We start from the raw sequence: 23,119 nt of genomic DNA, 5'->3' as shown, positions 1-23,119 counted from the left end.
CACTCGTCCATGCCGCGCCCCCTCCCTACGGTCGAGCCCGTGACTTCGACGACCCATGCCCGCTTCCGGGCCGCCGCCACCTGCGCCGCCACCACGGCTGTGCTCGCACTGACACTTCCCGCCACACCCGCCCAGGCCCTCGGCTTGACCTGCCGCTGGACCGGAGCCGCGGCCGATGCTAACTGGTCCACCGCACAGAACTGGGCCGATTGCGGAGGCGGAGCCCCCGGCGACGGCGACGGCGTAGTCTTCGGCGCCGGCGCGGCCGACACGGAGGCCGTCAACGACCTCGGCGGCACCACGTTCAGCGTGCTGCGGGTCGAGGAGCCCGGCTACGCCCTCTCCGGCGACGACATCGAGGCGCACTTCTTCAACGTCTCCGCGCCGACGACGCTGGCGACGAGCCTGGAGGTCCCGTCAGGCGCCGGCGAGCACCTGCACCACGTCGCCGCCGACCTCACGATCGAGGCGCCGCACCAGCTGCGGTTCGCCCAGGGGGCCGACGCGACGGACATCGTGAACGTCGCCGACGGTGCCACGCTGCGGACCCGGATCGGCGGCGGCGACCAGGCCCTGCGGTTCTGGGGTGGCGGCACCGTCGAACTGCGCGGCACCACCTACGCCGGCACGATCGGCCTCGAGGACGCGGTCACGCTGCGCTGCGGGGGCGACGACTGCGGCGGCGCCGGCGGCGCGGTCACCGTCGTCGAGGACGCGACGCTGGAGTTCACCGGCGACACCGAGTTCCAGCGGCCCATCACGCTCGGCGCCGGCGGCGTCCTCGAGCCGTACTCGCTGGTCGCCGGGCCGCACGCCGTCACCCTCGCCGAGCCGGTGACGGTCGGCGCCTGGGTGCGCGTCCAGGGCGGCACCGGCGGCGACCCGCTCGAGTTCGCCGGAGACCTCCACCTCGGCGACGACGCGCTCGACCTCCACGGCGCCGCGACGGTGCCGCAGTTCGCCAGCCTGACCAGCGACCCCAACGGCGAGCTGCGCGTGGGCACGATCGAGACGCCGGGCAGCTTCAGCATCGAGGAGGGCCAGCTCGGCCACGAGGGTCTGACGTCGGTCAGCGGCACCGGATCGCTGCTCGTCGTGAACGACGCCGTCGCGCTGGGCCCGGCCGGCTCGGGCATCACGACGGTGGGCAACGGCGCCACCGTCGGCACGGCCGACACCATCACGCTCGACGAGGACATCCGGCTGGGCGCGCGGTCGGTGCTGGCCACGCTGGCGCCCGGCGCGGGCCTGACGGTGACGGACGTGCGGCTCGAGACCGGCGGCGGCCGGGTCGAGACGCGGGCGACGCCGTCGTTCGTCGACCTGGTGTCGGTCGAGGGCATCGACGGGCTGGAGCTGGCCAGCGCCGGCATCGACGCGCCGATCATCTTCAGCGAGGGCGGCTCGAGCACCTACACCGGCGACACGGTCGCGGAGAGCGGTGCGGTCGCGCTGCGCCGCGACACCTCCGTGACCGGCGATCTCGAGATCCAGGACGCTCACGTCACGACGATCCACAGCAACCACGCCGACCTGCACGACCTGGTTCCCGACACCGCCGAACTGTCGATCACCGGCGACGGCGCGTTCGTGCTCAACGACAACGAGGCGATCGGCGCGCTCAGCGGCTCGGCCGGCTCCGTGCTGCTCGTCGACGCGGCGTCCGGCCTGGACGTGACGGGCGAGGCGGCGACGGCGTTCGGCGGCGACCTGCGCGGCGGCGGGACGCTGCGGCACAGCGGTGACGGCGCGCTGACGCTCGGCGGCGACTGGACGCAGAACGCCGACGGCTCGCGGCTCGCGGTGGACGGCGGGACCGTCGCCGTGGACGGCGACCTCGGTCTGACGGCGGCGACGGTGCAGGGGTCGCTGCGCGGCACCGGCACCGTCGGGTCGCTGACGCTGGAGTCGGGGACGGTCGCCGCGGGCGCGTCGCCCGGCTGTCTCACCGTCAACGGCGAGTTCACCGGTGACGGCACCCTCGGCGTCGAGCTCGGTGGCCACGAGCCGTGCGGCACGTTCGACCGGATCGCCACGGATCACCAGACCCTCGGCGACCTCACCTGGGACGTCACGGTCCTCGACGGCTTCGCGCCCGCCGAGGGCGACGAGTTCGCCGTCGTCACCACGGCGGGACCGGGCAGCACCGACCTGCCGGCGCAGGAGGTCACCTCCGGCGAGTACGCCTTCGACGCCGTGTGGGACGGCACCGACGTGCTGCTGCGGGTCACCTCGGCCCCCGAGAACCCGACGTCCACGCCGTCGCCGTCGGACGAGCCCACCGGCTCCCCGACGGACGGCCCCGGTGACGAGTCCGGCGACGGGTCGGAGGACGGTTCCGGCGACGGGTCTGACGACGGTGCCGCGGACGGCTCTGACGAGGGCTCCGGCGGGGACGACGACCTGCTGCCCGACACCGGCGTGTGGACGGCCGGGGGTCTCGCGCTCGCGGCGCTCCTGGTGGCGGCCGGCGTGCTGGCACTGCGGGCCCGCCGCCGCGCGATGCACGCGGCCTGAGCGACCGGTCCGTTCACGGCTCACCCCCGCTCGACTCGGCCGGCGGGCGGCACATCGCCGCCCGCCGGTCGCGTCCGTTCACCGCAGGGCGCCCGGGCGTCCCCGCCGTGGACACCGGCCGGCGAGCCGCCGATGAGCTACCTGGCCGGCTGGCGGCTGTCGGTCGCCGCCGACCTGCTGCGCGAGAGCGACGCGACCATCGAGAGCATCGCCCGTCAGGTCGGGTACGGCAGCGCGTTCGCGCTGAGTGCGGCGTTCAAGCGGCGCCGAGGGCTGACGCCGTCGCAGCACCGCGCGATCAGCCGCCCAGCGCGGCGTCGAACCGCTGCCGGCGAGGATCGTCTGACGTCCCCAGCAGTCTGAGGCCCTCGTCGCGGGCGGCTGCCGCCTCGTCCTGGCGGCCCAGCGCCACCTTGATCTGCGTCTCCGTCAGCAGCACGTTGACCAGGCCGTCCGTCGCGCCGATCTCGCGCAGCAGCGCCATGGCGGCCGCGGCGTAGTCGGCGGCGCGGTGCGGATCGCCGGTCCGCAGGCACGCCTCGGCGAGGTTGCCCAGGCTCATGCCCTCGATGATCCGGTTGCCGGACCGCCGGCTGAGCGCCAGCGCCTCGCGGGCGTGGGCGATGCTCTCCTCGTAGCGGCCGAGCAGGGTGAGCGTGTTCCCGAGGTTGAGGTGGCAGCCCGCGACCTCGGGCGGGAGCATCGCCGGGGTGCCGGACCGCTCCCATCGGGCGGCCGCCGCCAGCGACTCCTGGTAGGTCTCGACCGCGGCCTCCAGGTCGCCGGCCCGGTTCTGGGTGATCCCCAGGTTCATCAGCACGGCCGACTCCGTGCCGACGTCACCTGCTGCACGGCAGCCGGCGAGAGCCTTGCGCAGACAGGCGGCCGCCTGCTCGCCGGCGCCGCCGCGGTGGTAGGCGTTGCCGAGATTGTTGTAGGCGACGTACAGGGCGACCTCACTCACGTGTCTCGCCGCGGCGACGCCGGCCAGCGCGACCTCGATGCGCTCGTTCTGGTGCGCCGTGCCGATGAGCAGGACCCGGCCGAAGTCCCACGTCAGCTGCCAGACCTCCTCGTATCCGCCGAGCTCGGAGAGCCGCTGGGTCAGGAACATGAGGGCCCGGTGCTCGAGCCGGCACCAGGCCCACGCCGACTCGCGATCGGCGAAGGTCACCGGCTGGACGTCGGGGGACGGACCGGGAAGCGGCGGCGCCCCCGGCGCCTTGGGGCGCAGCCGGTCGGCGGCGTTGCGAAGGCTGTGGACGTACCAGGCGAGGCCGCGATGGCCGGCCGCCGTCAGCTCATCGGGGTCGTCGACCGCGCCGGCGAGCAGCGCGGCGTACACGCGGACGAGGTCGTGGAAGCGGTAGCGGCCGCGCGCGCTGACCACGAGCGAGAGGTCGGCGAGGTGGTCCAGCAGCCGCCGCACCCGGGGCAGCGGCAACTGGACGACGGACGCGGCCAGCTCGGCGCTGAACTCCAGCGGGGTCACCCATCCGAGGAACCGGAAGATCCGCGCCGACTCGGGGTCGAGAGCGGCGTACGACCACGAGATGACCGCCCGCACACTGGCCGTCGGACCGTCGTCGATGTCGTCCAGCGCCTCCATCCTCGCCTGGCCGTCGCGCAGCTCGCGGACCAGCGCCGCCGGGTCGCGGTCGCGGTGGCGAGCGAGGTACTCCGCGGCGATGAGCAGGGCGAGCGGCAGCCCTTCACACAGCTCGGCCAGTTCGCCGACCATCGGCGCGCCGATGTCCCGCCCCTCGCCGGCCAGGTGAGGGCGCGGCGTGGAGTCAGGGCCGTGCGGATCGCCCGCGGCGTCGGCGCCGCCGACCATCAGCCCGTGCCTGTGCAGCCGGTCGGTCAGCAGCGCGACCGCCTCGTCGGCGGGCAGCCGGTCGACGGCGATGCGGCGGGCGCCCTCGCGCGCCGACAGCCCCCGTAGCGCGTTCCGGCTGGTCACCAGCACCTGCCCACCCGCGCCGGGGAGCAGCGGACGGACCTGCTCGGAGTCGCGGACGTTGTCGAGGACGACCAGCATGCGACGATCCGCGAGCAGCGTCCGGTACAGGGCCGCGCGTGCGTCCAGGCCGGCCGGGACCTGGTCGGCCGGGACGCCGAGCCCGCTCAGCACCTCGCCGAGCGCCGTCAACGGCTCGAGCGGCCGGCGGGCCGCGAAGCCCCGCATGTCGACGAAGAGCTGGCCGTCGGGGAACGCGGCCTGCCGTCGGTGCGCCCAGTGCACGACCAACGCCGTCTTGCCCGATCCGCCCTGCCCCGTGACCGCGACCAGCGCCGTCCGGGACCCATCGGGATCGGCGATCCCGAACGCGTCGTCGAGCGCGGCCAGCGCCTCGGACCGTCCGACGAACGCGACGTCGGCGGGCAGCTGACGCGGCTGGACGACGCCGGCGTTGGCGGCCGGGCGAGCCGACGCTGCCGGCAACGGACCGGCGCCGCCGACCGGCTCGCCGCCGGGCGCGGGGTTCAGCAGCTCGGCGTGCAGCCGCTGCAACTCCGGCCCAGGATCGGCGCCCAGCTCGTCGACCAGCCGCTGCCGCACCTCTTCGTACGTCGCCAGCGCCTCGGCGGTCCGGCCGGCCGCGGCGAGCGATCGCAGGTGCCGCGCCCACAGCGACTCGCGCAGCGGATGCCGCCCGGTCTCGTCGCGCAGCCGCCCGGCCGCGTCGTCGATCTCACCCGCGGCCAGCGCCAGGTCGACCGCCCGCTCCAGGGCGCTCAGGTAGCGCTCGGTCAGGCGTGGCACCTCGAGGGCCACCAGCGCGTCGGCCTCGATGCCGCCGTACGGCGCACCCCGCCAGAGCTCGATCGCCTGGCCGATAAGCTTCCGCTCGGTCTGCCGGTCGGCGACCGCGGCCGCCTCGTCGAGCAGGGCTTCGAACCACAGCACGTCGACCTGGTCGGGCTCGACGTCGAGCGCGTACCCACCCGGCCGGCTCGCGACGACGCCGTCGGGCAGCATGGCGCGGAGGCGGGCGATCCACGTCTGAACCGTGCGCCGCACGTTGACCGGAGGCTCGTCGCCCCACACGTAGTCGCCGATCGCGTCCAGCGACACCGTCCGCCCGGCCGACGACGCCAGCACCGCGATGATGCCGCGCAGGCGGTCGCTCGTCACGAGCACCGTGCGGCCGTCGATGCGGAGCTCGAACGGGCCGAGCAGGCCGAACCAGACGGCGCGCCGGTCACCCCCGGTGGCGGAGCGGGACGAGGCGATCACGCGTCCAGCATCGCCGTTAGGTCATCTGCATGTCATCCTCCCTAGTCAAGCCGGTGTCGTCGGGGACGTGGACCGGGCGGCGCGCGGCCTCACTGTGGCCGCGGCTCGGTGACGGGGCTCGGCGGGCGGTTCCGTGGGGTAGTCGCGGGTGGCTCGCGGACGTGGACGAGTTCGGCCGAACGCGGGTCCTGACGGCTGGGCGGCGGTGTCCGGGCTCGCCGGGGCTTGCCGCGGTGGCCGGGGTCGTGGCACCGGCCGGGTAGGGCGCTGGCCGTTCCCTGCTGCCCGATGGTCCCGCCCACGTGCAGCCGACTCGCCCGGGTTCGACGTCGGTGCGTCTTCGATGCGTGAGCCGTCTTCGATGTTGGCAACCGTCGTCTGCGTGGCACGAAGACGGTGCTCGACATCGAGGACGGTGACGGCCATCAACGCCGCGATGGCCGGCGCGGTGCCCACGTGGTGAGACGTCGCCGAGATCCGCGGGCCATCACCAGGCGTCTTGGTGCGTCACCAGGCCCGCAGTCCCGGTGGAGCGGGAGAACGCCTGGTGATGTCCGCGATCGTTGATGATCATGGCTGTCCACAAGCACCAACGCCCCATCGAGACCACGCCAGCAACGCCGAGTGTGCCCAGGCTCGCCCCGTCCCCCTGATCGCTGCTCGTGCTCGGCCGCGACGCCGTGAGCCACGCGGTCATCGTCGCGCGATGCGCCCCACCCGCTCGAGGCGTGGGTTCACGGCACGAGAACGGGGCAGCAGGAGGACGGCCAACGGCACCGCACCGGCGAACGCCACACCCGCCGACGAGAAGCCCGGGCCGGTCCCGCCCACGGATCGCGGCCGCGGAGCGTCAGTTCATCGGCATCACCTGCCGCACGGCGCAGGCGGTCCGGGTGAGGTCGCGGAAGTCGATCTGCTCGCCGCCACCGAACACGCGGACGGCGACGCCCGGTTCGGCCAGCCAGAACAGTTCGCCGGCATCGGTGAAGCCGGGTCCGTCGGGGTGGGCGAACGGCTCGGTGGCCCAGACGGCGGGATCGCGTTCGAGGTAACCGACCAGGAACGCCCGGAGCGCCGCCACGTCGGTGAACGACGGACTCCGCATGACCGTGATCTGCAGATCGACCCGGTACGACTCGTCGGGGTAGGGGCCCGACTCCCAGACCCGCGACCGGAATGCGACGTCCTCCCACTCGTACTCGAAGTCGGTGACGAGCGGTCCGAGCCCCGGCGGAACCCAGCCGAGCACGAAGCCGTCGAGCCATCGGCGATGCCGAGGCGGCGGCATCGGCCTGCAGTCGGTGGCCCGGTCCGCCACGCCCGGCAGCCTCGCCCCCACGCCCGGCAGCCTCGTCGCGGTGTCCGACGCACCGGCCACAGACGCACCGGCAGCCGACGCACTGGCCACCGGCGCGCCGGCCACCGGCGCACCGACCACCGGCGGGCCGGAGGCGGCCGACGCCGGAGCAGCCGCCCCACCTCCCGCGACCAGCGCGGCAATCACCAGGCCGCACACCGCGGCACCCTTCTCGAGCTGCATGAATGGAGTCCTCTCCCACGACGATGGCGAGGCCCGAGGCCTCGGTCCGGCCCCACCGGCCGGACCCCTTCATCGTTCGCCCGACCGGCCACCGCCCGCTCCCGCCGAACCCGGAAATGTGGACAAGTCAGCGAATCGGTGCGGCCTGTGGACAGGCGTCCGCGTGGCGGCTCGCCGGTCGGGAACCGAGGCCGGTTACCATCCGCAGTGATCGGCAAGTCTCTTGGGGGGAGGCGACGCGGTGGGCGCGTTCCGGGCCCCCGCCGCCTCGATGGTGCGGGAGTAGGGAATCGATGCCGCTGACGCTGCGCTATGCCGCGCGCTCCGACGTCGGCCTGGTCCGGGAGGGGAACGAGGATTCCGGCTATGCCGGGCCCTATCTCCTGGCGGTCGCCGACGGCATGGGCGGCCACGCAGCGGGTGAGGTCGCCAGCCGGGCGGCCATCGAGGAACTCCTCAACGCCGACCACCTGACCGACGGCGACCCACTCGACGTGCTGGCGGCGGCCGTCATCGCCGCCAACGGCCGCATCGACGACATGGCGCGCGCCGACCCCGCCCGCGCCGGCATGGGGACGACGTCGACGGCGCTGCTGTGGAACGGCGTCCAGCTGGCCCTCGGCCACATCGGCGACTCCCGGGCCTACCTACTGCGCAACGGCTCGCTGACGCAGATCACCCGCGACCACACGTTCGTCCAGTCGTTGGTCGACGACGGGCGCATCACCCCCGAGGACGCCCGCGAGCACCCCGCACGCTCCGTCGTGACGAAGGTGCTGCAAGGGCAGTCGCCGATCCACCCGGACTACTCGATCATCGACGTGTACGCCGGCGACCGGGTGCTGATCTGCAGCGACGGCCTCTCCGACGTCGTCACCGATCACGAGATCGAGGCGACGCTGGCCCACGCGCACACCGTCGATGACGCCGCCGACCAGCTCATCGCGATGGCCCTCGACGCCGGAGCACCCGACAACGTCACCGTCGTCATCGGCGAGTTCCTCGAGGCCGACGCCGCCGTCACCGGCGAGACCGCCGAGGCGTTCGTCGTCGGATCGGCCGCCGAGACCGTCGAGGACCAGACGGCGGAGTTTCATCAGGACCCCGAGGCCGTGCGGTACGCCCCCCGCGCCAGGCGGCGACGCCGGCGCCGGTGGCTGCGGCCCATGATCGCCGTAGCGGCCCTGATCGTGATCGGCTGGGCCGGCCTGACGTGCGCCAACGGCTGGGTCCGCGACCAGTACTACGTCGGCGTCAGCAACGGCCAGGTCGCGATCTACCAGGGCGTGCGGCACGAGCTCGGCCCCGTGCACCTGTCCGAGCTGTACGCCGTGCCCGGCGGCCTGCCGCTGGAGGCACTGCCGACGGTGTACCGCGACGAGGTCGGCGCCACCATCGCCGCCGACGACCTCGACGAGGCCGAGCAGGTGGTCCACACGCTGCGGTTGCGCGCCTGCCGGGCACACCAGCGCGAGACCACGCAGACGAGCAGCGGCCAGGAGTGGCTCGGCGACGACGTCGGCTTCCCCGGCCTGCTCTGCGCCGAGTAGGCCGGCCCAGCGCCCGATCAGACCAGGACGACCTTGCCCGTCGTCCGGCGGGTCTCGAGGGCGGTGTGGGCGTCGGCGGCGCGTTCGAGCGGGAAGCGGTGCACCAGCGGGACCAGCCGCCCGGCGGCGGCCTCGGCCAGGGCCTGGGTCTCCAGCCCACGCAGGAAGCCGGGCCGGCCGATCTGGTGCCGGCTGATCGGCCAGGTCGCGGTGAGCCCGCGCTCGACGAGGTCGGTGGAGGTGAACGGGACCAGCTCGCCGGACGACCAGCCGAACATCACCAGCCGGCCGCGGACGCCGAGCAGTTCCATCGCCGCCCGGCCCAGCGCGCCGCCGACGCCGTCGAGGACGACGCTCACCTCGCGGGACCCGAGTGCGGCACGGACCCGCTCCGGCCAGTCGGACGCCGTGTAGTCGACGGCGTGAGTGGCGCCCAGCGCGCGGACCCGCTCGACCTTCTCGGCGCCGCCGGCGACCCCGACGACGACGGCGCCGGCGTTGCGGCCGGCCTGGACGAGGAGGCTGCCCAGACCACCCGCCGCGGCCGTGACCAGCACGACGTCGTCGGCGGTCAGAGCGGCCGCGGCCAGCACGCCGACCGCCGTCCGCCCCGTCCCGATCATCGCGACCGCCGCGTCGGCGGCCAAGCCGTCGGGCAGGACGTGCAGCGACTCCACCGGCACCACGGCCAGCCGCGCGTAACCCGCGCCGGCGCCACCGAGATGCGCCACGACCCGCCGGCCTACCCAGGCCGGGTCGACGCCGTCACCGACGGAGTCGACGGTACCGGCGACCTCGCGGCCGGGGATCGACGGCAGCGCCGGCAACGGCAGGGAACCACCGCCGCCCTGCCCGGCGCGCAGCGTCGTGTCGATCAGGTGCACGCCGCTGGCCTCGACGGCGACCCGGACCTGGCCCGCCGCCGGGACCGGGTCGGGCACCTGTTCGTACCGCAGGTTCTCGGCCGGGCCGAACTCGTGCAGGCGGATGGCGTGCATACGGTCCCCTCGATGCTTGGGCTTGGCGTGCGTCACGGCTACGCTAAAACCTGAAGCAATGTTGAGGTCAAGCCGTCGAGGAGACGCCACCGTGGACACCGTCGCGTGGAACAAGTCCGAGCTGACCGTCGGCGAGCTGTCGCAACGCAGCGGCGTCGCGGTGTCGGCGCTGCACTTCTACGAGCGGCAGGGCCTCATCACGTCGCGGCGCACGTCGGGCAACCAGCGACGCTACAAGCGGGCGACGCTGCGCCGGGTCGCGCTGATCCGCATCGCCCAGCGGGTCGGCATCCCGCTGGCCGAGATCAACCGCGCGCTGGCCAGCCTGCCCGACGGCCGCACGCCGAACCAGGAGGACTGGGAGCGGCTGTCCCGTCAGTGGCGGGCCGACCTGGACGATCGGATCGCGCGCCTGCAGCAGTTGCGCGACGACTTCACCGACTGCATCGGCTGCGGCTGCCTGTCGTTGCGCCGGTGCGCGCTGGCCAACAGGCACGACGAACTGGGCGAACACGGTCCGGGTCCGCGCCGGCTGATCGAGAACGGCCCCAGCACCAGCTGCGGCATCTGAGCGATCCCCGATCAGTCCAGGCCCAGCACCTGCTCGCAGCCGAGCAGCAGCACGCCGGCGCTCCACGCGTGTGACAGCGTGAGCACCATGCCCTTCGGCTGGAAGCACTCGGTCTGGTAGTAGCGCTCGGTGATCATGCCGCGGTACGAGTTCAGCTCACCGTCGGCGGTCGCGAGCAGCTGACGGAAGCAGGCCAGCGCCTCGTCGGCCCGCTCGCGGTAGTGCGGATCGCCCGTCGCCGCCGACAGCTCGGCCAGCTCGCGGGTGCAGACCAGGCCGTACGCGTGCAGGTGCTGGTTCGACGGCGACGCCTGGTCGCCGCCGCGCGTGGCGAACCCGTAGACGCCCAGCGGCGTGCGCGGGGCGAACCGCACGTTGTAGGTGTAGCGGAACGTGAGCATCCAGTCCGCGGCCCGCCGGGCGAGGTCGAGCCAGCGGGCGTCGCCGGTGCGCCGGTGCAGCGCGACGTACGCCATCACCGCGGCGTAGCCGTCCTCCGAGGTCGGCGCCAGGTCGACGTCCTCGGGGGCGCCGTGGATGAACTCCCGCTCGACGAACGGGGCGTAGTACTCGCCGGCCCGGACCGCCGCCGCCAGGTACGAGCCGTCGTCGTCCAGGGCGCCGGCCTCGCAGAACGCCGAGATCCAGGTCAGCCCGGACGCGCCGGCCCACGACAGCACCCGTCCGTCCATCGCGTCGTGGACGGAGCCCAGGTTGCCGTCGGCGCGCTGCCGGTCGCGGACGACGTCGAGGTTGGACCGCGCCGCCGCGACCCACTCCGCACGATCGTCGAGCTCCACGGCCCGGAGCAGGAACAGCGTCGCCTCGCCCAGCGTCCGCGCGTGCAGGCCGTCGCGGATCGGCGTCCAGCTCTGGGTCCAGCCGCCGGCCCGCTCCCACCGTCCCCAGAACGTGCCCGACGGCGACAGGTTCGCGCAGCAGAAGTCGACGACCCGCGTCGCGGCGTCGACGGCGGCCGAGGAGCCCACCCGGCGGCCGTGCGCCAGCAGCGCGTACGCCCACGGGATGCCGCTGACCCAGCCGACGTGCATGGCCTGGCGGTCGACGGGGCGCCCGTCGCCGCCGCTCACCTCGCGGTCGAAGCCGACGGTCTCGAGCAGGACGCCGGGGTCGGGATCGTAGTGCCAGCGGACCAGGCCCTCGGCGGCGATCGCGGCCGCCTCCGGCACCGTCACCCACGGCGTGACGGGGTGCAGCAGCCGGTTCTGCTCGTAGACGGCGCGCAGGATCGGCGCGTACGCGTGGCGGTCGGCCGGGAGCGTCGCGGCAGCCGCCCGCAGCTCGACCCGTTCGCCGGGCTGCCAGGTGTACGTCGCCGCCTGCGCGGGCAGCGGCGTCCCGGACCCGTAGTACGTGACCGGGTCCTCGCGGAACGGGAACACGACGTGGACGTCGGCGGCCGAGCCGCGGTGGGCGAACCCGATGCCGGCCGGGCCGCACGGCGACGCCTCGGCCGTCGCGACGACCACGCCGCCGGACTCGCCCCAAGCGAACACCGCCGCCGTGGCCGCGCGGTCGGACCGGAACGACCAATGGTCGCTCACCATGCCGGGCGGGTCGTCCGCACGGGCCTCGAACCGCGGGAACCGGCGGTCGCAGTCGGCCGGGCGGTTCTCACCGTAGAACAGTCCGGGGATCAGCCACCACGGATCCGCGGCGTCGGCGACCGTCGCGACCAGCCGGAGGTGCCCGGTGAACGCGGCCGGCGTCGGGTTCAGCACCGACAGCGCGACCTCGTGCAGCCCGGTCGCCGACGGCGCACCGATCTTGACCTCGGCCGTGAGCGGGCCGGCGGTCAGCTCGTCGACCGCCGCACCCGTGGCGACGGCCGCGCTCCCGACGACGGTGCCGCTCGCGTCGAGCACGTCCAGCCGCAGCGGAGGCGGCGCCGGCCCAGGCTCAGGCGCCACCCGCGGAGCCGTCCTCGTGCTGCGGGCCTTCGCCGGCCGCCAGCCGCTCGGCCGGCGTGAACGCGCCCTCGCTCGGCTCGGCCGAACCGAGCCGGCCGTCGCCGTGAGCACCGTCGCCCGAAGCCGGCCCGGCGCCGACGGGCTGAGCGGGCACGTCGCCGTCGACCGGCCACTCCAGCAGGTCGACCTCGACGATCGGCTGCCGGGGATCGCGCGGCACGCGGAACGTCCGGATCTGGTGCGGCCCGAAGTCGGCCTCGACGACCCGGTCGACGAGCGGCAGCGCCAGCCGCACGCCCGCCGCCGCCACCCCCGTCGTCTCCACCGCCCGGACGATCAGGTCCGGCGCCGGCGCGTCGCCGTCCTCGGCACCCTTGACCGCGGTGATCATCACCTGGGCGCCGTCGTCGACGACGTAGCTCGCCTCGGCCGGCAGCGCACCGTCGTGGAAGCTCTCGAGCATGGCCCGCGGCAGCGACCCCAGCTCGGCCGCGCGGCGGGTGAGGCCGGCCGCGCGCCAGTCGCCGGCGTGCGGTACCAGCAGGTAGCTGAACCGCTGCACGCCCTGGTCCTGGAAGGAGTAGAAGCCGTCCGGGTCGAGCAGCCGCGGGTCGTGCCAGGAGTACACCGGGCTGCGCACGGCCGTGATGCCGATGGACGGCGACGCGCCGTCGTGGGCCGGGGACACGTCGTACCCGTGCTTGGCGTTGTTGACGACGGCCAGCCCGGCGCCCGGCGCGCTGAGGTCGACCCACGACTGCCCGGGCTCCTCGGCGCCGTCGACAGGACGGCGCAGCGTGCCGAACGGGATCTCGTAGGTCGCCTCGGGGTCGGCCAGCGCCACCGGGAACCGCAGCTTCAGCAGGTGCGCCTGCTCGCGCCAGTCGATGGTCGCCCGCACCTCGAGCTCGTCGGCGCCCTGCCGGAGGATGAACTCCTCGGTCAGCGTCGACCGGCCCCACGAGCGCTCGACCCGCAGCCGGGCCCGCTCGGGACCGTTCTCGCGCAGCACGATCCGGGTCGTCTTCATGGCCTCGCCCGGCCACGCGTACGACACGACGCCGTGCCCCCACGTGTCGGTGGGGTCCTCGCTGACCTGCGTGTGCTCGCCGACGGCGCCGGCGACGAGATCGACGCCGGTGCGCTTGTCGAGCAGGCTGGACAGCCAGCCCGTCGCGGGGTCGAACTCGGCGCGCAGCACGTCGTTCTCGAGCACCGTCTCAGACGCCGACAGCGAGCCCGGCGCGGCGCCCCCGCTCCACGTCAGGCCGGCCGGCGCCACCCCGGGCAGCAGCCGGTACAGCCGGTAGCCCAGCGGCGGCAGCTCGGCCCGGAACACGACCGCGCCGCGGCCCTTGTCGTTCGTCGTCGCCACGGACTGGATCGGCTGCGACGGCACCAGCTCGCCGTCGGCGTCGACGACGTGGACGCCGGTGGGCTGCACGCCGTACTGCAGCTCGACGTCGGCCGTGACGGCCCACGGGTGCGGGTTGAACACCAGCACCGGCTGGGTGCCGTCCTGGAACGGGATCGCGACATCGCGCGCGATGCGGTTGTGCACGCGCGTGATGATCCGCTTCGCGATCGCGACGGCCTCGCCGAGCTGGTCGCGCGCGTCGTCGTAGGCGTGCTCGATGGCCGAGCCCGGCAGGATGTCGTGGAACTGGTTGAACAGCAGCTGCTTCCACGCGTGCCCGAGCTCGTCGCGCGGGTAGTCGTCGTCGTGCGTGACGGAGCCGACGACGGCCCACCGCTCCGCGGACAACAGCGCCGCCTGGGTGCGTCGCACCCACTGCTTGATGCCGGAGTGCGACGAGTAGCAGCCCGACGCGTGGTGCTGCAGGTCGTCGCGCCAGACCGGGAGGTCGGCAAGGCCGTCCGGCCCGCGGCGCGCGATCAGCTCGTCGAAGTAGCGGCGCGGCGAGGACATGATCATCCTTCCGTACGAACCCCGCTGGTCATGGCGGTGGATGGAGTCGATGTTCGCCTTGGTCGGGCCGCCGCCGTGGTTGCCGACGCCGTAGAAGATCATGACGTCGCCGAGCGAGCGGTCCAGCTGGCCCAGCGACTTCTCCGTCTGGTACGCGACGTCGCCGGGCGGGCTGCAGTACTCGAACGGGATGCGGTACGCCAGCACGCGGCTGCCGTCGGGGGCCTCCCACCAGAACGCCGTCCCGTCGAGGTCGCTCTCGTGCGGGCCGGGGCGCAGGAACGTGTAGGAGTCCATCCGCTGCCCGTTCAGGATGGCCGGGAGCATCGCGTTGTGGCCGAACGGGTCGACGTTCATGCCGACGGTCGCGATGACGCCGAACTTCTCGTGCAGGTAGCGCTGGCCGTACAGCCCCTGCCGGACGAACGACTCGCCACCGGGCATGTTGCAGTCGGGCTCGACCCACCAGCCGCCGGTCATCACCCACCGGCCCTCGGCGACCCGCTTGCGGATCTGCTCGAACAGCTCCGGGTCCTGCTCCTCGACCCACGACAGCAGCACCACCTGGTCGCAGGTGAAGACGAAGTCGGGGTACTCCTCCATGCGGTGGATGGCGGACCAGAACGTGGCCCGGGCCTCCTGGTAGCCCTCCTGCCAGGGCCACAGCCAGACGGGGTCGAGGTGGGAGTTGCCGACCATGTGCAGCGTGCGCTGCCGCATGGCCAGCGGCCGGTACTCGTCGGCACTCATGACATCAGTCGGTCGGCTCATGCGGCGACTCCTCTCTCTCCCTCATCGGCGAACGGTCCGGACCGGCGACTCGGCGAGACCTCCGGCCCCGCGTCGCCGCCGGTGCCGCATCAGCCTCCCTGGCTGTCGGATCCTCCGGGGTGTTCTGGGTCGCGGTGCTCTCGGTCGCGGCGGCCCACTCGTCGGCCATCTCGCTGATGAGGTGCAGGGACAGGGTGTGCATCTCCTGAATCCGCGGCGTCTGCGTCGACGGCGCCAGCAGGACGTGGTCGGCGTGGGCGCGCGCCGGTCCGCCGTCGCCGCCGCCGAACAGGACGGTGGTGGCGCCCTTCGCGCGGGCGGCCGCGAGCCCGGCGACGACGTTGGGCGACTTCCCGCTGGTGGTGAACGCGGCCACGACGTCGCCGGGACGGGCCAGCGCGGTCACCTGCCGGGCGAACACGTCGTCGTAGGAGTAGTCGTTGGCGATGCAGGTCATGACGGTCGGGTCGGTCGTCAGCGTCACCGCGGGCAACGGCCGGCGGTCGCGCTTGTAGTGCCCGATCAACTCCCCGGTGAAATGCTGGGCATCGGCGGCGCTGCCACCGTTGCCGAAGGTGTACAGCACGCCGCCCGAGGCGAACGCCTCACAGATGAGGCTACCGACTTCTCGCACCACCGGGACAAGTTCCCGCATCGCCTCGGCGACGGCGACGTGGTCACCCAGCTGCTGTTCGATCTGGTCAGGCATGCTCCACCTCCATCACTTTCGAACGTCGGATCATGCAATGGCCGATGAGCACTATCGGTCCGCGCTTCGGGCGGACCGGCGGCTCGAGGGGACCTCCAGGGCATCCAGAGCCACCACGCCGGCACCGACGACGCAGACGACGTCGCCGAGGCCGGCCAGGACCACGCGGGCCGCCTTGGCCGCGGGCGGCATCGCGTCGCGCGCGACCGCTTCGGCGACGGGGTCCAGCAGCATCGCGCCGGCCCGCGTCACCCCGCCCCCCAGGACCACGAGCTCGGGCTCGAAGACGTTGACGAGGTCGGTGAGCGCCTGACCCAGCACGTCGGTCGTCTCGGCCCAGATCTCGCGGGCGAACGCGTCGCCGGCCCGCGCCGCCGCGGCGACGTCGGCCGCCGTCAGCGGGTCGGCGTCGCGCAGCGACGAGGCGGCGCCGGCACGCAGGCCCTCCGCCGCCCGCTCGGCGATGTTCGTGCCCGAGACGTACGCCTCGAGGCAGCCGCGACGCCCGCACGAGCACAGCCGGCCGCCGGGGCGGACCATCAGGTGACCCAGCTCGCCGCCGTTGCCCGCCGCACCCCGGTGCAGCCGGCCGTCGATGACCGCGCCGCCGCCGACCCCCGTCGAGATGGTCAGGTAGATCATCGTGCTCACGCCGCGGGCGGCGCCGAACCGGTGCTCGCCGAGCGCGGCCGCCGTCGCGTCGTTCTCGAGGTACGCCGGGACGCCGAACTCCTGGCGGGTCAGCTCGCCCAGCGGGACGTCGATCCAGCCGGGCAGGTGCGGCGGCGAGATGAGCACGCCGGTGCTGCTGTCCAGCGGTCCGCCGCAGGAGATCCCGACCGCGTCGATCGGCCGGTCCAGCCCGGCCGCCGCGACGGCCCGGTGGCCGACGTCGAACAGCCGGCGGATGACCGCGTCCGGACCCTCCCAGCGGCGCGTCGGCTCGACGATCAGGCCGTGCACCGCGCCGTCGGGCGTGACGACGCCGACGGCCAGCTTCGTGCCGCCGATGTCCAGGGACAGCACGGCGGCCGCGGGTTCGCCGCCGTCGCCGGGGAGGGGTGGTACCGAGCGTCCACCCCGGGCCTGTGCCGTGTCGTTCATCCGCCCTGCTCTTCCTGTCCCGTTCTGGACCATGTCTCCCCCGTTCGGAGGGCCCCCGGCGCTCTCGCTTACGATGCTCACCCCTTGCGCCCCTGCGTGGCGATCCCCTCGACGAAGTACCGCTGGGCGCAGAAGAACAGGATGATCAGCGGGACGGTGGCCAGCACCGATGCCGCCATGACGATCTCCCACCGCTGTTCGCCGCCCTGGCCGAACGCGTCCAGCACCGCCTTCAGCCCTCGGGGCAGGGTGTAGAGCGCCTCGTCCTGGAGGTAGATCAGCGGCCGGATCAGGTCGGTCCAGCTGGCCCGGAACTCGAAGATGAACACCACGATGAGCGCCGGCTTGCACAACGGCATCGCGATGCGCCAGAACAGCCCGAAGTACCCGCAGCCGTCGACCCGCGCCGCCTCGAACGTGTCGCGCGGCAGGCTGAGGAAGAACTGCCGCATGAGGAACACGTAGAACGCCGACGCGAACACGTTGTGCGCCCACAGCGGCACCTGGGTCTGCGACAGCCCGAGCTCCTGCCAGATGAGGAACGTCGGGATCATGGTGACCGCCGCCGGCAGCATCATCGTGCCCAGCACCAGCAGGAACAGCAGGTTCCGGCCGGGGAACCGGAAGTAGGCGAAGCCGAACGCGACGAGCGCGCTGCTCAGCGTCACGGTCAGCGCGGCCATGACGCCGACGATCATGCTGTTGCCGAACCAGGTGAGGAACGGCACGGCGTCGAGCAGGCTGGTGTAGTTCTGCGGCTGCACCTCGCGCGGGATCAGCAGGTTGTCGAACACCTGGTATCGCGGCTTCAGCGAGGCGCTGATCAACCACAGGAACGGATAGGTGAACGTCGCCGCCACCAGCGCGACCGCGGTGACGATGAACCCCGTCCGGATCACCCGGCGGGCCGGCGAGGTGCCGGACGGTGCACGCCGGCGCTGGTCCGCACCGGGCTGTTCGTGGGCCGGCTCGACCTGGACCATCGTCATCGGTCGTCCCCCTCGTAGTAGACGAACCGGTCACCGAGCTTCACCTGCACCAGCGTGACGATCAGCACGATGACGAACAGGCCCCAGGCCAGCGCCGACGCGTAGCCCATCTCGAGGAACTGGAAGCCCTGCCGGAACAGGTAGATGACGTAGAACAGCGCGCTGTCCGACGCCTGGAGCTGGCTCTGGGCGTTGCCGTAGAACATCGTGTAGACCTCGGTGAACATCTGCAGCGAGGCGATGGTGTTCACGATGGTCACGAAGAACAGCGAGCCGGAGATCATCGGGACGGTGACCTCGCGGAACTGCCGCCAGGCGCCGGCTCCGTCGATGCGGGCGGCCTCGTAGAGGTCCATCGGCACGTTCTTCAGCGCGGCGAACAGGATGACGATGGTGCCGCCGATGGTCCAGAGGCTCATGATGATGATGCCCCAGCGCACCCACGCCGGATCCGTCGTCCACGCCGGCCCGTCGATGCCGAACAGTCCCAGCGCGGCGTTGACCAGCCCGTTCTGCCCGTTCAGCAGCAGCAGGAACAGGACGCCGACGGCGACGGTCGGCGTCATCGCGGGCATGTAGAAGACGGTGCGGAAGAACCCGGCGAACCGGCCGCCGATCTGGTTGAGCAGCACCGCCAGCGCCAGCGCGATCGCGATCGACAGCGGCACGTGGATCACGGTGTAGAGCAGCGTGTTGAACAGCGCCGTCCGGACCTGCGGGTCCTCGATCATGCGCTGGTAGTTCTCGCCGCCCACGTACGACGCCGGGTTGATGACGTCGTAGTCGGTGAACGACAGCACCAGGCTGGCGATCATCGGGCCGGCGGTGAAGGCGAGGAACCCGACGATCCACGGCAGCAGGAACAGGTACGCCCACCGGGTCTCCGGCCGGCGCCACGCCGCGCGCCAGCGGCGCCCCCGCGACATCGGGGGCGCCACCGGCGCGGTGGAGACGTCAGCCGACATCGGCGAGCGCCTGCTCGACCTTGTCCTGGGCCTCGGCCAGGGCGCTCTCGGCGTCCTGGGTACCGGCGAGGATGCGGTTCGTGGCCTCCAGCCAGGCGGCCTTGAACTGGGCGCCGACGGGGTTCGCCGGCACCACCCAGGCGTCGGACTGGGCCTCGAGGACGGCCTGGACGGCGTCGTCCCACTTCTGGTTCTCGCCGGTTCCCGGCGTGTACAGCTCGCCGAACACCTGGTCGTCGGCCGCCTCGTTGGCGGTGTAGATGCCGGTGAACGCCTTGCCCTCGGCCTCGCGCAGCCGGATGCGCTCCTCGGCCGCGGCGGCCCAGGTGTCGGGCGCGGTCATGATCTTCATGAACTCGCACGACGTGGCGGTGTTGTCGGCGTTCTTCGGGATGGCCCAGGCGTTGGAGGTCGCCCAGGTGACGGTCTCGCCACCGGCGTCGGTGATGGGCAGCACGGTGATGTCGACGTCCGGCGAGGTGTTGGCGAGCACGTTGACGTACCACTGCTCGATGACCATCGCGCCGACCTGGTTCTGCGCGAACGGGTTGCCCTCGCCGAACAGGTCCCAGGTGTTCTCGAAGTCCTTGAGGGCGGTGTGGCCGCCCTGGGCGTCCTGGACCGCCTTCAGCCGCTCCATGGTGGCGACCGTGGCGGGGTCGTCGAGCCGGAAGTCGTCGGCGGCCGCGACCCACGGGTTGCCGTCGACCACGCCGTAGAACGGGGTGAGATCGGGCAGCCGCAGGTGGATGCCGATGCGCTCGTAGGTGCTGCCGTTGCGGACGGTGAGCGCCTGGGCCGCGGCCAGCAGGCTCTCCTGGTCGGAGATGTCGATGTCCTCGGCGGTCAGCCCGGCTTGGGCCAGGACGGCGTTGTTCACGATGAGGACCGGCGTGTTGTAGAACTCCGGGATCGCGTAGGTCGAGCCGTCGTACTGGACCAGGTCGAGGACGTTCGGGCGGTACTGGCCGAGGTCGATGTCGCGCTGCTCGATGCACTCGTCGAGCGGCTGGATGGCGCCGCGGGCGGCGAACGCGCCCACCTGGTCGCCGGGGATGTAGACCAGCTCCGTCGGGTTGCCGCTGGAGACCGACGTCAGGAACTGCTGCTCGTCGAAGCCGCCCTCGTTGATGTTCACCTCGACGTCCGGGTACATCTCCCGGAACGTGTCGACGCGCACCGTCGCGATCTCGTCCGGGAGCGCGAAGCCGATGGTCGTGATCGAGCCGCTCGGGTCGGCGGTGAGGTCTCCGGACTGCGCGTCGCCGCCGCCGTCGGAGTCGTCGCCTCCGCCGACGCCCCCACAGGCGGTCAGGGCGAGTGTGGCCGCTCCGGCCACCACTGCCGGCAGCACCATGGGTCTCCGCATCGTTGCGCTCCCTCTCGTCGGTCGAGGTCGTCCCGCCGCGCGCTCGGACAGCACGGCGGAGACGAAGATGGGATCGATCCCATCATCCGCCCGCATCATGACAAGCGCTCCTCGGCAGCGTCAACCCCGCCACAACCTGCCGGAAACCGTTTTCTGATCCGACTTTGGATGAAACTCCAGGTCAACGGCGGCAACCTTGACGACCCGCCGAGGGCCATGCTTGGCTCGGCGTGCCGAGATCGTTCCCACAACGGAGTGTCATCGTGCCGTCTGGCTCGCGCGTCCACGAGGTCCTGCTCGTCCCGCACACCCACCACGACGTCGGCTACACCGACAGCCCGCGGCTCATCGACCGGCAGCACCGCGACATCGTCCGGCACGTCCTCGACCTGTGCGACCGGACCGCGGGTGACGGCGACGCCGCACTGCGGTGGACCCTCGAGGTGAGCCGTCCGGTCATCGAGTTCGTCCGCCGCGCCGGCCGCGCCGACGTCGACCGGCTGCGACGGCTCGTGCAGGCCGGCCGTGTCGCCGTCACCGCCGGCTACCTCAACCTGACGCAGCTGCCCGGCGAGCGCGAGCTGGAGCGCATGTACGAAGCGCTCGAGCCGCTGGCCGAGGCCGGCATCCCGGTGCGGACCGAGCAGCACGGCGACGTCAACGGGCTGTCCTGGGGCAGCGTTCCGGCGATGCGCCGGCACGGCGTGAGCCGCCTGGTGATGGCGCTCAACCCCGACCACGGCCGTCCGCCGTTCCCGCAGCCCAGCGGGTTCTGGTGGGAAGGCCCGGACGGCTCGCGGGTGTTCGTGCTGCTCAGCACCCACTACGGCATCGGCGAGGAGTGGGGGATCATCGACGGCGACGTGCGGCTGGCGGCGAAGCGGATCGCCGCCCTCGTCGACGAGCTGGACGAGCGCGACGACTACCCGTTCGACGTCGCCGTCGTGCACGCGGCCAACGACAACCGGTGGCCGACGCTGGAGTTCCTGCCGCTCATGGAGCAGTGGAACGAGCTGCATCCCGACCGCCCGATGCGCCTGGCCACCATGGACGAGGCGCTGGACCGGCTCGAGCGGGTGGCGGAGACCGTCGAGCTGCCGGTCGTGCGTGGCGAATGGGCCGACTGGTGGTCGCACGGCCACGGCTCGACCGCCCGCGAGCTGTCGGTGTACCGGCAGGCGCGGACCCACCAGCTGACCGGTGAGGTGCTGCACGCGCTGTCGGACCTGCGCGGCGACGGCGCGGTCGACCTCGCCTCGGTGCTCGGGCACTCACGGGGACCCGTGCGGCTGCGGTCGCGGGCGGAGCTGGCCGAGGACCTCGCGTTCGTCGACGAGCAGCTCTGGCTGTTCGGCGAGCACACCTGGGGCTCGTGGGAGAGCTTCTCGCGCCCGGACAGCGTCTACACGGCGTCGCACTGGAACGCCAAGGCGGGATTCGCCTACGGCGCCTACGACATCGCCCGGCACGTGGCGGCCGAGGGCCTGTTCCGGCTGCTCGCCAGCGGTTCCGGCGACGTCGCGGACTCCGCGATGCACCGGACCGGGCTGGGCACCGACCGCACCTGCCTCGGCGGCCCGTCGATCGTCGTGGTGAACCCGACAGCCCGGCGGCGCACCGAACCCGTGGTGGTCGAGCTGGCCGGCCGCGGGACCACGGTGGTGACGGCGACGGTCGAGCCGTTCGGGGTCACGACGATGGAGCTGCCGGCGGAGGCGGTCGAGGACGCCGCAGCCGCCACTGCCGGCACCGTCGAGACGCCCGAGTACGCCGTCACCGTCGACCCCGGGCGCGGCGGCGTCGTGAGCCTCGTCGACCGCCGCACCGGCGCCGAGCTGGTCGACGCGGACGGAGCCTTCCCACTGGGTGCGCTGGTCGCCGAGACCATCCCGGCCGACTCCGACCACCCGTTCCTCGTCCGGCCGCGTGACTTCCACCCGGACTTCCCCGGCCCCGAGTTCGACCGGGCGGCGGCGACGTCGAGCGCGCCGGTGCGCGTCGTGCGCGGGCCGGCGTACACGGCCCTGACGTGGTCCGGCAGCGTCGCCGGCGTCGACGCGAGCACGACGCTGCGGCTGTACCCGTCGTCGGACCTGATCGACCTGGACGTGACCGTCACCAAGGCCGAGACGTTCGCGCCCGAGAGCCTGTTCGTCACGTTCCCGTTCGCCGTCGCCGACCCGCGGTTCCTGGTCGAGACGGCGGGAGCGGCGTTCGTCGCCGAGCACGAGCAGCTGGCGGACACCAGCAAGGACTGGTACGCGATCCAGCACGCGGTGGGCGTGTCGTCGGCGTCCGGGGCCGGCGCGCCGGTCCTGTGGGGGTCCTACGACGCGCCGCTGGCGCAGTTCGGCGGCTTCCAGACCGGCCGGTGGGCGCGGACGCTCGACGCGCCGGCCGGGCACGTCAACAGCTGGCTGATGAACAACCTGCACTTCACGAACTTCCGCGCCGCGCAGGGCGGGACGCAAACGTTCCGCTACCGGTTCGCCGCCCGCCCGCACGACGCCGCGGCCGTCCGCCGCTTCGGCGACGACCTGCTGCACCCGCTGGTCTCCCGCCAGTACGCCGGCCCCGTCGCGCCGTCGGGTGCTGCCGGGCTGCTGGTCTCGCCGGGCGAGGACGTGCTGGCCGACCTGCGCCCGGCCGACTCCGACGGCGTGGTCCTGGCGCGGCTGCGCTCGCTGTCGGCCGCGCCGGTGCGGGTGCGGCTGGGCTGGGCGGCGGCGGGCACCGTCGAGGCCACCGCGCCCGGTGGCAGCTGGCAACCCCTCGGCGCCGACGGCGGCCTGGAGCTCGACCTCGCGCCCCACGCCGTCACGGACGTCTGGCTCCGCCGTCGTCCTTGAGCGCGTCGGCGCTTGTCTCGGGACACGGCATGGTGTCTACTTGAGGTAGCGGAGCCCCTAGGAGGGTTGCCGGGCAAGGCCGGAG

At 73.1% G+C, this 23,119-nt stretch carries 14 protein-coding genes and 1 pseudogene; 5 read left to right on the top strand and 10 right to left on the bottom strand.

Annotated features, from left to right (window positions below):
- Positions 1–39 precede the first annotated feature (39 nt).
- On the top strand, positions 40–2,517 hold the full coding sequence (locus DY240_RS20665) for a hypothetical protein (protein WP_147375417.1): 2,478 nt from the start codon (positions 40–42) through the stop codon (positions 2,515–2,517).
- A 120-nt stretch (positions 2,518–2,637) separates the two neighbouring features.
- A pseudogene (locus DY240_RS20660) lies at positions 2,638–2,880 on the top strand (helix-turn-helix domain-containing protein); the annotation flags it as partial.
- Here the strand turns inward: DY240_RS20660 and DY240_RS20655 are convergent.
- Both DY240_RS20655 and DY240_RS20645 read right to left on the bottom strand, forming a co-directional pair.
- A complete protein-coding gene (locus DY240_RS20655) occupies positions 2,816–5,758 on the bottom strand; it encodes an AfsR/SARP family transcriptional regulator (RefSeq protein ID WP_119661735.1) in 2,943 nt (980 codons plus the stop codon). The pseudogene DY240_RS20660 and the gene DY240_RS20655 overlap by 65 nt on opposite strands.
- An 850-nt stretch (positions 5,759–6,608) precedes the next feature.
- The gene (locus tag DY240_RS20645; RefSeq protein ID WP_119661733.1) at positions 6,609–7,298 is read right to left on the bottom strand and encodes a hypothetical protein; all 690 of its coding nucleotides are present in this window, start codon (positions 7,296–7,298) and stop codon (positions 6,609–6,611) included.
- Positions 7,299–7,591: 293 nt separating this feature from the next.
- Here DY240_RS20645 and DY240_RS20640 point away from each other — a divergent pair, with 293 nt between their 5' ends.
- The gene (locus DY240_RS20640; RefSeq protein ID WP_158602922.1) at positions 7,592–8,848 is read left to right on the top strand and encodes a PP2C family protein-serine/threonine phosphatase; all 1,257 of its coding nucleotides are present in this window, start codon (positions 7,592–7,594) and stop codon (positions 8,846–8,848) included.
- 17 nt (positions 8,849–8,865) lie between these two features.
- On the opposite strand, the gene DY240_RS20635 is transcribed toward DY240_RS20640, so the two are convergent.
- Positions 8,866–9,846, bottom strand: coding sequence for a zinc-binding dehydrogenase (locus DY240_RS20635; protein WP_119661731.1), 981 nt, complete (start codon positions 9,844–9,846; stop codon positions 8,866–8,868).
- A gap of 58 nt (positions 9,847–9,904) precedes the next feature.
- On the opposite strand from DY240_RS20635, the gene soxR reads away from it, so the two are divergent.
- Entirely contained in the window at positions 9,905–10,417 is a 513-nt protein-coding gene (soxR, locus tag DY240_RS20630; protein WP_119661730.1) for a redox-sensitive transcriptional activator SoxR, read from the top strand.
- A gap of 11 nt (positions 10,418–10,428) precedes the next feature.
- Here soxR and DY240_RS20625 read toward each other — a convergent pair whose 3' ends face one another.
- The 7 genes from DY240_RS20625 to DY240_RS20595 form a co-directional block, all read right to left on the bottom strand.
- On the bottom strand, positions 10,429–12,348 hold the full coding sequence (locus DY240_RS20625; RefSeq protein ID WP_119661729.1) for a hypothetical protein: 1,920 nt from the start codon (positions 12,346–12,348) through the stop codon (positions 10,429–10,431).
- Positions 12,338–15,049, bottom strand: coding sequence for an alpha-mannosidase (locus DY240_RS20620; protein WP_119661728.1), 2,712 nt, complete (start codon positions 15,047–15,049; stop codon positions 12,338–12,340). The genes DY240_RS20625 and DY240_RS20620 overlap by 11 nt, the downstream gene beginning before the upstream one ends.
- Positions 15,033–15,758: a D-sedoheptulose-7-phosphate isomerase gene (locus tag DY240_RS20615; RefSeq protein WP_119661727.1), complete on the bottom strand. Its 726-nt coding sequence runs from the start codon at positions 15,756–15,758 to the stop codon at positions 15,033–15,035. Before DY240_RS20615 ends, DY240_RS20620 begins: the two co-directional genes overlap by 17 nt.
- 51 nt (positions 15,759–15,809) lie before the next feature.
- A complete protein-coding gene (locus tag DY240_RS20610) occupies positions 15,810–16,862 on the bottom strand; it encodes an ROK family protein (protein WP_119661726.1) in 1,053 nt (350 codons plus the stop codon).
- A 77-nt stretch (positions 16,863–16,939) separates the two neighbouring features.
- Entirely contained in the window at positions 16,940–17,851 is a 912-nt protein-coding gene (locus tag DY240_RS20605) for a carbohydrate ABC transporter permease (RefSeq protein WP_199701880.1), read from the bottom strand.
- Positions 17,848–18,816, bottom strand: coding sequence for a carbohydrate ABC transporter permease (locus tag DY240_RS20600; protein ID WP_119661724.1), 969 nt, complete (start codon positions 18,814–18,816; stop codon positions 17,848–17,850). The genes DY240_RS20605 and DY240_RS20600 overlap by 4 nt, the downstream gene beginning before the upstream one ends.
- Positions 18,806–20,185: an ABC transporter substrate-binding protein gene (locus DY240_RS20595; RefSeq protein WP_158602921.1), complete on the bottom strand. Its 1,380-nt coding sequence runs from the start codon at positions 20,183–20,185 to the stop codon at positions 18,806–18,808. The genes DY240_RS20600 and DY240_RS20595 overlap by 11 nt, the downstream gene beginning before the upstream one ends.
- Positions 20,186–20,448: 263 nt before the next feature.
- On the opposite strand from DY240_RS20595, the gene DY240_RS20590 reads away from it, so the two are divergent.
- On the top strand, positions 20,449–23,034 hold the full coding sequence (locus tag DY240_RS20590; RefSeq protein WP_119661722.1) for a glycoside hydrolase family 38 N-terminal domain-containing protein: 2,586 nt from the start codon (positions 20,449–20,451) through the stop codon (positions 23,032–23,034).
- Positions 23,035–23,119: the final 85 nt, after the last annotated feature.

Origin of the sequence: Jiangella rhizosphaerae, assembly GCF_003579925.1 — a bacterium.
Lineage (GTDB): Bacteria > Actinomycetota > Actinomycetes > Jiangellales > Jiangellaceae > Jiangella > Jiangella rhizosphaerae.
Note: the sequence above shows the minus strand (reverse complement) of the source record. Positions and strands in the feature narration are given on the sequence as shown.

Coding starts and splice junctions, on each gene's coding strand:
- DY240_RS20645 (WP_119661733.1), bottom strand. CDS start 7,298: ATGCAGCTCGAGAAGGGTGCCGCGGTGTGCGGCCTGGTGATTGCCGCG.
- DY240_RS20610 (WP_119661726.1), bottom strand. CDS start 16,862: ATGAACGACACGGCACAGGCCCGGGGTGGACGCTCGGTACCACCCCTC.
- DY240_RS20595 (WP_158602921.1), bottom strand. CDS start 20,185: ATGCGGAGACCCATGGTGCTGCCGGCAGTGGTGGCCGGAGCGGCCACA.
- DY240_RS20615 (WP_119661727.1), bottom strand. CDS start 15,758: ATGCCTGACCAGATCGAACAGCAGCTGGGTGACCACGTCGCCGTCGCC.
- DY240_RS20600 (WP_119661724.1), bottom strand. CDS start 18,816: ATGTCGGCTGACGTCTCCACCGCGCCGGTGGCGCCCCCGATGTCGCGG.
- DY240_RS20620 (WP_119661728.1), bottom strand. CDS start 15,049: ATGAGCCGACCGACTGATGTCATGAGTGCCGACGAGTACCGGCCGCTG.
- DY240_RS20635 (WP_119661731.1), bottom strand. CDS start 9,846: ATGCACGCCATCCGCCTGCACGAGTTCGGCCCGGCCGAGAACCTGCGG.
- DY240_RS20605 (WP_199701880.1), bottom strand. CDS start 17,851: ATGACGATGGTCCAGGTCGAGCCGGCCCACGAACAGCCCGGTGCGGAC.
- soxR (WP_119661730.1), top strand. CDS start 9,905: ATGTTGAGGTCAAGCCGTCGAGGAGACGCCACCGTGGACACCGTCGCG.
- DY240_RS20640 (WP_158602922.1), top strand. CDS start 7,592: ATGCCGCTGACGCTGCGCTATGCCGCGCGCTCCGACGTCGGCCTGGTC.